This window comes from Pseudoalteromonas sp. BZA4 (genome assembly GCF_040104395.1).
In the GTDB taxonomy this organism is placed as follows: Bacteria; Pseudomonadota; Gammaproteobacteria; order Enterobacterales; family Alteromonadaceae; genus Pseudoalteromonas.
This window is the reverse complement of record NZ_JBECOT010000089.1, coordinates 1-11,711: the sequence shown is the minus strand read 5'-3', so window position 1 is coordinate 11,711 and position 11,711 is coordinate 1. Positions and strand designations below refer to the sequence as shown.

The 11,711-nt window shown below is 40.8% G+C and carries 9 protein-coding genes and 3 pseudogenes; 5 read left to right on the top strand and 7 right to left on the bottom strand.

Annotated elements, in window-relative coordinates:
• Positions 1-175: 175 nt before the first annotated feature.
• A complete protein-coding gene (locus tag ABMY41_RS20395; RefSeq protein ID WP_138558920.1) occupies positions 176-1,408 on the top strand; it encodes a hypothetical protein in 1,233 nt (410 codons plus the stop codon).
• A 152-nt stretch (positions 1,409-1,560) separates the two neighbouring features.
• Here ABMY41_RS20395 and ABMY41_RS20390 read toward each other — a convergent pair whose 3' ends face one another.
• Positions 1,561-1,710, bottom strand: coding sequence for a hypothetical protein (locus tag ABMY41_RS20390; RefSeq protein ID WP_167330986.1), 150 nt, complete (start codon positions 1,708-1,710; stop codon positions 1,561-1,563).
• A 259-nt stretch (positions 1,711-1,969) separates the two neighbouring features.
• Here ABMY41_RS20390 and ABMY41_RS20385 point away from each other — a divergent pair, with 259 nt between their 5' ends.
• On the top strand, positions 1,970-2,395 hold the full coding sequence (locus tag ABMY41_RS20385; RefSeq protein ID WP_328260866.1) for a DUF4145 domain-containing protein: 426 nt from the start codon (positions 1,970-1,972) through the stop codon (positions 2,393-2,395).
• Between the two features lie 25 nt (positions 2,396-2,420).
• Here ABMY41_RS20385 and ABMY41_RS20380 read toward each other — a convergent pair whose 3' ends face one another.
• Positions 2,421-3,113: a hypothetical protein gene (locus ABMY41_RS20380; RefSeq protein WP_008115289.1), complete on the bottom strand. Its 693-nt coding sequence runs from the start codon at positions 3,111-3,113 to the stop codon at positions 2,421-2,423.
• Positions 3,114-3,128: 15 nt separating this feature from the next.
• Positions 3,129-4,058, bottom strand: a complete 930-nt coding sequence (locus ABMY41_RS20375; RefSeq protein ID WP_235378303.1) for an IS1595 family transposase — start codon at positions 4,056-4,058, stop codon at positions 3,129-3,131.
• Positions 4,059-4,122: 64 nt separating this feature from the next.
• Between ABMY41_RS20375 and hsdR the strand changes: the two are divergent.
• From hsdR to ABMY41_RS20360, 3 genes and pseudogenes are all read left to right on the top strand, one after another.
• A pseudogene (hsdR, locus tag ABMY41_RS20370) lies at positions 4,123-7,257 on the top strand (type I restriction-modification system endonuclease); the annotation flags it as partial.
• 115 nt (positions 7,258-7,372) lie between these two features.
• Positions 7,373-8,452: a Fic family protein gene (locus ABMY41_RS20365; RefSeq protein ID WP_063529394.1), complete on the top strand. Its 1,080-nt coding sequence runs from the start codon at positions 7,373-7,375 to the stop codon at positions 8,450-8,452.
• Positions 8,453-8,479: 27 nt separating this feature from the next.
• A pseudogene (locus tag ABMY41_RS20360) lies at positions 8,480-8,986 on the top strand (type I restriction-modification system subunit M N-terminal domain-containing protein); the annotation flags it as partial.
• Positions 8,987-9,258: 272 nt separating this feature from the next.
• Here ABMY41_RS20360 and ABMY41_RS20355 read toward each other — a convergent pair.
• The 4 genes and pseudogenes from ABMY41_RS20355 to ABMY41_RS20340 form a co-directional block, all read right to left on the bottom strand.
• Positions 9,259-10,761 (bottom strand): IS66 family transposase, encoded by a 1,503-nt coding sequence (locus ABMY41_RS20355; RefSeq protein WP_235378302.1) that lies wholly within the window; start codon positions 10,759-10,761, stop codon positions 9,259-9,261.
• A gap of 82 nt (positions 10,762-10,843) precedes the next feature.
• Positions 10,844-11,194: an IS66 family insertion sequence element accessory protein TnpB gene (tnpB, locus tag ABMY41_RS20350; RefSeq protein ID WP_004588658.1), complete on the bottom strand. Its 351-nt coding sequence runs from the start codon at positions 11,192-11,194 to the stop codon at positions 10,844-10,846.
• Positions 11,191-11,505 carry a hypothetical protein gene (locus ABMY41_RS20345; protein ID WP_004588657.1) on the bottom strand — a complete coding sequence of 105 codons (315 nt, stop codon included), beginning with the start codon at positions 11,503-11,505 and terminating at the stop codon, positions 11,191-11,193. The genes tnpB and ABMY41_RS20345 overlap by 4 nt, the downstream gene beginning before the upstream one ends.
• A gap of 77 nt (positions 11,506-11,582) precedes the next feature.
• Positions 11,583-11,711 (bottom strand): annotated as a pseudogene (locus ABMY41_RS20340) (IS630 family transposase); the annotation flags it as partial.

Genomic DNA, 11,711 nt, shown 5'->3' with positions numbered 1-11,711 from the left:
TATAGAACGTGCGCTAAACGCCAGACCTAGAAAGTGCCTAGGTTACAAACAGCCTGTCGTTGTGTTTAACGAATTACGCAATGCGGCCTAATTTAGCGAGTGGTGCACTTCGGGGTTGAATTCGCGAGTGAGTAAAGCTCTGAAGTTAACTTTCATGGCGAAATAAAGGACTAATATGCTCAAACCTAATGAAGGTAACAAATATGTTTTTAAAATAATTAACTTTAAAAGTGCTTACCTCCCATCATATGATGAAGTAGCTTATTTATTACATCTCCCAAATAACTTTCGAGGTATTATTGATTATGCTCAGTCATTTTATGAAGCTAAACTACCAGTAAGTAAAAGTTCTATTTCGACTTTATCAACTAAAGGCATAGGGAGGCCTACCTTCAAAAAAATTGAAAATTGGTTTTTGTCCTTGTCACCTAGTATTGTCCACATTTTTAACCCCAAACTTCTCAAGAAAAATTATAAAGCTGTAGTAGTTGGCTCAAATGCAAGCCATTTCTATTCGTGTGTTGATAGTTATAAATTCAGCCTTAGGGCTAATAAAAACGATAATGAATTAAACGTATTAATGGACTGGCTTGAAGAACGTTCTAATGCAGACTACTTACTGATGAGTGAAATTCATAGAAAGGCAAAATCAGAAATTATTGATAAGAATGATCCTAAGGATATTTGGCTATTACAAAAAACACATTGGCATGCACAAAGCTTAGTGCCATCCAGACAGCTCGAAGTTCTAGATGAGTTTTTTAAGTCAGATAAAAGAAGAGAAAACTATACATTCGATGAAGGATTAGCTATTGCAGGAGCATCTTACTATTTAACATTTGATTTCTACTTATCTGCAATTGCCAACTATGAAATAGGTCTTCAATTCTACTACGAGAGGTTAGATGAAACCTGTAAAGATAAACAATACTCAAGTTTCTTTACTGGAGTACTGAATACATTGATTGAATCTGACGAAGTTAACAGCTGTTTCGATGCTGCACTTATAGAGCTAAAAAAATTTATATCATCGAAAATTAAACCAATTAGCTGGAGGCAGCTGGCAAGCTATATACCTATTGAAAACTCTCAATTAAATGCCCCTGAAAGTTACGAGCCCCTGAAAGATAGACAATACAAACAACTAAAAGATTGGCGCAACGGGAAGAACTTACCTTCTTTTCTAAAGTTAGAAAGGTTTGTAAGTGCAATTTGCGAGAAATTATGTGATTTAGATTCTTCAGCATTACTTGTGTACTTCAGGATTAGTCGAGGGATAGACACAAAAATACAAGTATGTTTTGAACAAACTGAAAGCGAAAAACTTATTCCTATTTTCAATGAGATTATTGGGCAATACCCTGCTTACTTTAAGTACTATTCAGAACGCGAGAATTCGGCCATCTAACTTCAAAATTAGACGGCCTTAGCTTTTGCAATTAATCGTCTAAGCGCTCTTCCCAGTCTTCAGGGCGCTCATCTTCACCTCGGCTTTGCCAATAAGCGTCATGCTCAGGGTTTAGCTGCTGTGAACGGTTGTCATCATCATGTTGGGCCATTTTATTTTTTCCCTTGTTGGTTTTTGTTTGCGGCTCTAGCTGCGCGAGCAGCAAAACCATTAGAATCAACGCCGCCACCATTTTGCTTAGCTTCATTTCTTTGAATACGGGCCAAAGCATCGGTAGTCATTGGGGTTTCTTTCTTCGTCATTATATTTCTCCAAAATAGGTTTATTGTTAGGTGCTCCTAACAACAGAGAGAATAATGCCAAACAAAATTGGCGCTGTGGTGGGGGGGAAAGAGTGTAAATTTAATTTTCTCTATGTATTTTTGTAAAACACACTAATCATAAGAAAGTTGAAAATCCGTCTATTAGTGATAATGTATTCAATATTCAGGCAACAGGGCTTGTGAACCTTTATATCTCATATACTTGGCTTGTTGTTTATCATTTAAATGGAGTTTATGAATGTCTGCGTCTAATGGAAATTTTGGGTTTTTAGCTGAACATGATCCATTATTCACTGAGCTTGCTTTATCCGCTGAGCGCTCTTTCGCCAGTGATCCAAATACCACATTAATAAAACTACGTCAGCTAGGCGAAGCATTAGCACAACATATTGCTGCATTGGCTGGTATTGAGTTTGATGAACAAACAACACAAGCTGACCTTTTATACAAAATTAATCGTGAATTACAATTAGAAAATGTTGTACGAGAGTTATTCCGCACTCTTAGGGTTGAAGGTAATAAAGCAACCCACCAATTTAAAACAAAGCATAAAGAAGCAATTAACGGCTTAGTAGTTGCCCGTAAATTAGCAATTTGGTTTCACCAGTCATTTGGTAAAGCTGGCCCAAAGTTTAAGGCTGTGATCCATTTTTGTGTTGATTGAATAAAATTTCAATATTAATCAACACTTAAAAGAATTCGTTAAAAACGTCCTCAAACTGTTCACCATTGTTCAATCTTTCTAAGCCACTATACATGTCCTTTGGGTTCATTGGCTCTACAGCTATTAGTGATGCTTGATAATACTTTACATTGGTGTTTGGGAAGTCACTAAGGTAAAACACCGACTTAATCTTAGCTACGTCATCATTTGTCACATTAATGTTTTCTGATAAAAATGGCTTTCGGTAATCTGCTTTGATCCCTGTGCCTTCAATGAACCAAGCAGGTAATTGAGTTAGTTCAACAAACAAATTTGTTCTATGTCTGACCTCTGCATGAACAAGTTCATGAGCTATTACATCAGTGCTCAGTCCTTTGGGGCCTAGAAATATACATTCTCTGAATAAACCAGAGTTTTGCATACCTGTGGGGTTAAATCCGAACTTGGCATATTTTGTTTCGGCTGTAGCAATGATTCTAGGGTTGGAAGTGGGAGTACCATAGATATCCGAAACCCTTTTAAATGCTGATTCTACAGCATGAGACAGCTCAACTTGCTTCGAAGTGTCTATACTTTGATCAATATAAAAATCTGGTGATACTTCATTGAAGTGTGTTACCCCTATCAGTTCGCAAGCAATGGCATCTTTTTTAAAGTAGCCAAATGAAGCTATAAAAAACGTAATAAAAACAATGATCAATATCTTAAGTATCTTCATTAAAATTCCAAATATTTATAGTGCTAAAACAACCCAGCTATCATCTTCTTGTGATTGCTCCATTTGCCTAAACCAAGCGATGTAGTTGTCAAGGTAATCTGTGCCAACCCCATTAAATTGCCTTAGCCACTGTTTCCAGCGCATCATCCAATTGTTTAGTGTTTTTATGTGATAGATGCCATCTATAACTCGTTGATTATCAATAGCTATAAGGCGTTTATGATCAAGCTCAAAAGGAAGGTTTTTAACGATGGTTTGATATGACAAATTGCCATCGGTACACAATACACTCTCGGGCGTTAATACTGGTGCTAGTGACTTCTCCAGCTCTTCTCTTGTGTTTCTTTGCAAGACGCAGTGGGTGACAGCACCGTTGCGATCTAATGCAAGCATAACTGGTACTTTAGGTATGTCATGGCTCTTAACACCACGCTTACGTGGAGGTCTTTCCAACTGGCGTTTACCCTTGAACGACTCGTTGATAAATGTTTCATCGGCCTCAATGATCCCATGAAGCTCTGAAGGCTTTCTTTGTCTCGGTTTAGACAATAACTGATGCCGCCAACGCCAAGCGGTTTTAACATTAATACCTAGTTCACTTGCTGCTTCTCTGATCTTGGCTGTAAACCACATGCCTTCTGAATACTGGTGCCATTTATCTTGCTTTTTCATACCAGATAATGGCGTACCAGTAAGTGAATTAAAAGTTCGTTCACAAGCTTTGCATTTGTATCTCTGCTGTCCTCGTGCTGTTGTTCCGTATTTTGTAAACTCATGGCTACCACAATGAGCACATTCGGCTACGCCCTCCTCATGCACAGCAATAGCTTTACCTACATGATTCGAAGAGATCATTTCTTCGATGTGGTGTCGGAGGCGTTTCAACTGAACAAAAGTTAGATCTTCTAGTGTTGCTTGAAGATTAGCAAACTGGGTATTATTCATAGACGCTCCTAACATGATTTGACTTACTTAGTATAGCAAACCAACACAGAAATGGATCAGCGCCAAGTTTAAGCCTGGGCCATTTATTGCGCCTTCAGATCCGAGTGAACAGTTACGTAAACTTCAAAGTGAAATTGCTAACTTAAAGACTGACCTACAAAAAGCAAATCTTGATTTAAATTCAAGCCACCAGCTGAATGAGTTAATCGCCAAAGAAAAGCATGAATATGAGCAGTTAGCGTATGAAATGGACGAAGAGTCTAAATTATTAGCGCAACAAGCGGCCTCTCATGAACAAGCATTGCAGCAACAACAAAAAGAGTACGAAGCCAAAATAAAGGCACTGCAAATACAGCTAGCTTCACAAGATGAAAAGTCAAAAGCTAACCAACGTGAAAAGCTAAACAATAACACTCAAGCAGCAACTAAACATATCGTACTCGACGAAGCGTTAACTCGTATTTTAATAGATCAGCAATTAACAGAAGCAGGTTGGCAGGCTGATAGTGAAGAGCTTACTTATAAAAACGGCATTCGTCCTGAAAAAGGTAAAAATATCGCAATTGCTGAGTGGCCAACGCAATACAATGGCGAACGCGGCCGAGCCGATTACGTATTATTTGCAGGGTTAACACCCATAGCCGTGGTTGAAGCCAAAAAAGAAAACACCAATGTTGCAGGTAAAATTCGTCAAGCTGAGCGATACAGTAAAGGGCTAACAGTCAATCCACCGCTACTACCCGCTTGGGAATTGCAAGGTTTGACCATAGCATGGCCAGATGAAGCCGAAGGCCACTATAAAGTCCCATTTGTGTATTCTTGTAACGGTCGCCCTCATGTAAAACAACTCGCTGAACAATCAGGTATTTGGTTTCGTGATGTACGGGAGTGCTCAAATACAAAACGAGATTTAAGTAAATTCCACACGCCAACAGGTTTACTTGATACCCTCAAGCGCAGCAAAAGCGAAGCACAAAAAAAATTAGATAAAGAGCCATTTGGCTACTTAAAGCTTAGGGAATACCAAAAAAATGCAATTAGTGCCGTTGAGCATGCACTTGCAAATAACGAACGTCGAGCATTACTTGCAATGGCTACGGGTACTGGTAAAACCCGCACAATCATCGGTTTAATGTACCGTTTTTTAAAAGCAGAACGCTTTAAACGCATTTTATTTTTAGTTGATAGAACCGCACTGGGCCAGCAAGCACTCGATGCCTTTAACGAAGCGCCACTAGAGCAAAATCATACTCTTTCAAAAATTTATAATGTCGCAGAACTTGGTGATATGGGTGCAGAGGCTGAAACGCGCGTACAAGTTGCTACCGTGCAAGCAATGGTTAAACGCATATTTATGAGTGATAACCCTCCTCCGCTCGATCAATTTGACTGTATCATTATCGACGAAGCACACCGAGGTTACACACTTGATCAAGAAATGACAGAGGGCGAACTTGCTACACGGGACGCTAGCCAATATTTATCTAGTTACCGACGCGTACTCGATTACTTCGATGCTGTGAAAATAGCGCTCACAGCAACCCCAGCCAAGCACACCAGTGAAATTTTTGGCAAACCGGTGTACACCTATTCTTACCGTGAGGCTGTTGCTGAAGATTGGCTTATCGATCATGAATCACCTATCCGTTATGAAACCTTACTAAGCCAAAATGGCATTCACTTTGATAAAGGTGATAAAGTCCAATCAATTAATACTCATACGGGGGAAATTGAATCTGCAGACCTGGATGATGAGCTTGATTTCGAGGTTAATGCATTCAACCGCAAGGTTATTAACGAGAACTTCAACAAAGTTATTTGCGAACAACTTGTTCAAGAACTCGATCCCTTTGGTGATGAAAAAACCATTATATTTTGTGCTCCCTCACAAAACGGCCTTCATGCAGATATGATGAAGCGATTACTTGATGATGCATTTAAAGAGCTATACAACGGTGAGTATAACCAAGCGGCTGTAGAAGTTATTAAAGGCGACTCTGATAAAGTCGATCAGAGAATTAGACAGTTTAAGAACGAACGCTACCCTAACATTGCAATAACCGTAGACTTGCTCACTACAGGTATTGACGTTCCTAAAGTCTGTAATCTTGTTTTCATGCGCCGAGTAAAATCACGCATTTTATACGAGCAAATGATCGGCCGTGCTACTCGCCGCTGTGATGAAATAGGTAAAACCGTATTCCGTATCTACGACCCTGTCGATATTTATTCAGCTTTGGCTGAAGTGAACACCATGAAGCCTTTAGTTAAAGACCCTAATATAACTCTAGAACAATTGGTAGATGAAATCACTAATCCAGAGCTATTAGAACAAGCTCTGAATACACCTGGCGACTCACCACAAGAAAGTCACGCCGATGTTGTACTCAATCAGTTAAGCCAAAAGGTCATGCGGGTTTTACGTAAAGCAGAAAAAAAGGCAGAAGCAAAGCCTGAGCTAAAACAAAAGCTAAACGAGCTTGAAAGCTTATGGGGAGTAGAGCCTAAAAACCTTCATACCCATTTACACCAACTAGGGCCAAAGCAAGCTGCAAACTTTATCACAGAACATAGTGGTTTAATCCACCAGCTTGCACAGGTCAATACTTTATTGGGCAGTGAACACCAGCCCGTTATCTCTGAACATCATGATGAAATACGTGAAAGAACACAAAGCTGGGGCACACACAAAAAACCAGAGGATTACCTAGAGAGCTTTAATCAATTCGTTAACGAGCAGTTAAACCAAAACATAGCCCTTGCGACTGTGGTAAGTAAACCACGCGACCTTTCTCGTGAGCAATTAACTGAAGTAAAACTATTACTTGATGGTGCAGGCTTCTCAGAGGCGAATTTACAAAGCGCGGTACGTAATCAAACCAATCAAGATATAGCAGCAAGCATTGTTGGTCACATTCGGCGCGCAGCCTTAGGTGAACCTCTTATCCCCTTTGAACAACGTGTTGCTCAAGCAATGTTACGTATATACCAAGCACATTCATGGACACCTAATCAGCGCAAATGGTTAGAGCGCCTTGCCAAACAACTTGTGCATGAAGTTATCGTCGACAAAGAGTTTGTTAATAACCGCTTTAGTCAGCACGGTGGCGCGAAGCAATTTGACAAGGTGCTTAATAATCAACTAGATACTGTACTTGATGAAATAAGTGAAGCTATTTGGCCTATTAAGAGCGCATAAAGTAACGTATATAAATAAATGGAATTACTATACATGTTATATAGGTTATGTATAATTTTATGAAAAATTTATACATAACAACGCTGACATGTATAAAAAAGGATAAAAGCTATCTATGTCGACCACTATAGAACCGTTACCGCTTGCGAATATTGAACAGTGGGAAACCCGCGCTGTTTTAAAAAAAACCGCCACTGCCCATCGCCATTTAGCTGAGTTAAAAGGCGTTGCAGCCAGCATACCTAATGAAGCCATATTGATTAACACACTCGCCCTACAAGAAGCAAAAGACAGCTCTGAGGTGGAAAACATCGTAACAACACACGATGAGCTCTATAAAGCGAACCTGTTTGAAGAAGCGGTCACTAACCCCGCAACTAAAGAAGTACAAGATTATGCCGTTGCTTTAAAGCAAGGGTTCGAAACAGCGCGTAAAAGCAAACTTATTCGTCTTGATGACATACTCGCAATACAAAAAAACCTAGAACATAACGATGCAGGTTTACGAAAGCTCCCTGGTACTGACCTAAAAAACGCACGCACTGGTGAAGTGGTTTACACGCCACCACAGCACGCTGATGAAATTACAAAGCTAATGGATAACCTTGTGCAGTTTATCAACAACGATGAACTATGCGATGCCGACCCTCTGGTAAAAATGGCTATTATTCATCACCAATTTGAAAGTATTCATCCCTTTTACGATGGCAACGGCCGTACAGGGCGTATTTTAAATATTTTATATTTGGTCACCAAAGATTTACTAAACTTGCCTGTACTTTACCTGAGCCGATTTGTAATTCAGAACAAAGCCGATTACTACGCTAACCTACAAGCAGTGCGCGATACCGGCAACTGGGAGCCGTGGTTAGAGTTCATGCTTGATGGTGTCATTGATACCGCGCAAAACACTATTTCACTTATCACCGCCATGAAACACCTTATGGCAGAAGCAAAACACGGCATTAGAGCGCAGCTTCCTAAAATTTACAGCCAAGATTTACTCAACAACCTATTTAACCACCCCTACACCAAAATAGACTTTATTGTTGAGGAACTCGGTGTCACTCGCATTACTGCCACCAAATACCTAGAACAGCTGGTGGAACATGGCTTTTTAACCAAACAAAAAGTAGGCCGTGCTAATTACTACATTAACGAGCCTTTGTGCGCCCTACTGGTTGCCCACGGCTAACGCCCAATTACTAATTTTGAGAAAATTATGACTAATAACGACATCGTACAAAAACTTTGGAACCTATGTGACGTACTACGTGACGACGGCATAAACTACAGCGACTATGTCACTGAACTGGTACTGCTTCTTTTTATTAAAATGGTGCACGAAAATACCGAAGCGGGCGTGTTAAAAAAACACCCGCTGCCAGAGGGCTGCCGCTGGCAAGACATTAACGAAAAATCAGGTATTAACTTACTAAATGATTACAAAGCTATTTTGTTTGCGCTTTCAACGGGTAAACGCCTTGAAGCAGACCCAGAAAACCCAGGCCAAACTAAAGAGGTTCAGGTACATGAAGACCCATTGATCAGCGCTATTTATGCCGATGCACAAACCCGTCTGCGTGAGCCACGCCATTTAGAGCAAATGATTAAAACGCTGGATCAAATTGACTGGTTTAGTGCGCAAAAAGACGGCCTTGGTGACTTATATGAAGGTTTATTAGAGAAAAACGCCAGCGAGACTAAGTCTGGCGCGGGACAGTACTTCATAATGTCATCTACGTTTTTATCGAGCAAATGCCACCTAAAAACCGCCGCCTAAACTGTTACCTATATTTGGCTAAGAACTACCTTTAATATCATCTCAGTAAATCACTTTTCGAGTACGTTGAAGAATTAGCGGATCTCCCTTGCTAAAATTGAGGCTGCCTTTAACAATACTTCTCGCTCCTCAGATATTTCTTCCAACCTAGATTCCAGCTTTTTCATTAAGAACTTACTCTTTGAGTTGTTTTTCTGTATCCGTCCGGTGATCACCGCCTAGCCTTTAAAATTCCACGGTAATAGACTATCGATATCAGGTGTTGATTGGCACAGCTCATCTAAACACGCGGTGATGTAATCGTATGGCGCTAAGCCGTTGGCTTTGGCTGTTTCGATGATGCTGTAAAGTATCGCGCTTGCGTTAGCACCTGTTGCTGTTTGGCTAAACAGCCAGTTCTTACGGCCTATCACAAACGGTTTGATGGCTCTTTCTGCACGGTTGTTGTCGATACTCAGTCGCCCATCATTAATGTACTCAATGAGTTTCGGCCACTGGTTTGCCATGTAATTGGCAGCATCAATGAGTTTACTATTACCAACAAGGTTTGGCTGATGTTTTTCAAGCCACTGTTTGAGTTTATCGAGTATCGGTTTACTCTGTGCTTGTCGAGTCTGGTAACTCTCATCTGCTGATTTATCTTTCAACCGTGACTCTATCCCATACAGCTTTTGTATTAAGCTGAGCACCACATCGGCTTTGCCTGTCTTATTTTTCCCTTGCAGCTTTTTCGCTTCAATGAATTTCCGACGTGCGTGCGCCCAGCACCCCACAAGACTGGCCTGTGTCTTTTCATAAGCTTGATAACCATCAACATGTAAGTACCCTTGATAGCCATCAAGATAATCCATCACGCAGGCGGCTGCGCGACTAGTGTGGTAGTCGTAAAGCACGATGTTAGGGATGGGGCTGTCGGGTTTAGGTGAGTCAGCACCTGAGCAGTACACCCACATGTAACTATTCACTTTATCTGATTTCACCACATTGACCGTGGTTTCATCAGCGTTAAGGAGTGGTTGCTTGAGTAATTCTTCTTTTAACCGTTTAACCAGCGGGGTAAACAGCGCTGCTGACTTAATCACCCAATCGCTCATGGTTTTGCGGCTCAGCTCAATGCCGTATTGCTTAAACATGCTCTCTTGGCGATGAAGCGGTAAACCATATTGATATTTACTGGTGATGAGTTGGCTAAGTAAGCTCGCGGTGGCAATGCCTTTGTTAATGGGCATAGCGGGCATAGGCTGTTGCTTTATCGTTGACCCAGTGCCTGATTTTTCACACTCACGACAGGCGTATTTAGGGCGAATATGTTCAATCACTTTGACGTGTGCTGGAATGAACTCAAGCTTTTCAGCAGTATCTTCACCGATTTTATGTAACTCACCACCGCAACATGCACAGCTTTTATCTGCTATGTCGTGGATAACTTGTTCACGGGGTAAGTCTTTTGGCAGTGGCTTGCGTTTAGGCTTGTTGCGGGTGTAGCTAATTCCTTGCTGCTCAGGCTCAGCTTTCTCAGCAATCTCTTCAACTTCATTAAATAATTCACCTTGCCCTACAAAGCCTTCAGCACTTTTGCCGAATTGCTTTTGTTGGGCTAAACGGAATTGCTCATATAAATAGGCGATTTTAGCATCTTTCTGTATAGATACTTCGCGCTCATATTTAAGCTGTTTTTCAAGCTCAGCAATGCGTTGTTGTAAGGTAAATACATCGTTCATGCCGTTTATTTTACGGCTTTTATGCACAATGAATAGGGTTAATAACTTAAACCTTGATGATCATATCAATTGATCTAAGTAATTAAGTCACTGTGTGCTGACTGACGTTGATTTCTTCATGGCCAATAACGTCATACCCTGATAATAGCCAATGTAATTGTTGCTCATTCAGTGTCATGGTGTCACGTTTAAGCTTAGGCCATTTAAACCTGTGCTTATCAAGTCGCTTGTACCACAATGCAAAGCCTGTCTTATCCCAATAGAGAAGCTTTAACTTGTCGCGCTTTTTATTACAAAACACAAACAGCGCGCCCGATAGCACGGGTAATTCAAGCTCACATTCCACCAACGCCGCAAGGCCATTGATGGATTTACGAAAGTCCACATGCTCAGCACATAAGTACACCTCGGGCGGATTAACAAACATATTCATGCTGATAGACCTTTAATAATTGAGACGATAGCATCACAGTTAAGTGTTGTGGGTAATGTCAGTTGGCCAGTGCGCGTATTAAAGTTAATCGTTGGTTGCTCAGTGATACTGACGTGTGTGCGTTGGGTTTGTTGCTCAACTCGGACAAATTGAGGTGATGCACCTGAAGATTTCACCTGTTGCATGCTTTTATATTTATAAAACGAGCTGATAGATACTTGATGGTGTTTGCAAAACGCTTCATTCGTTCCAGTAAATGATGAGCGAAGCGCTAGGATTTCTAGCCAACGTTTAGGGATGGGTGAATTCATAATGACCTCCAATAAAAAGTTGAAGGTATTTTCAAATACAAAAAATGGTGTTGCTAGGTGGGGTTGGCCGGACGCTTACGGATATACAGCGTCGGTGCCGCACGACGCCAGACGATGCCGACTTGTGGCAACCACCGCCTGAGAGTTGAGCTATGAATAACGATACGGTAAAGCTTATGCAGTAGCAGTGCGAATAATTCACTACT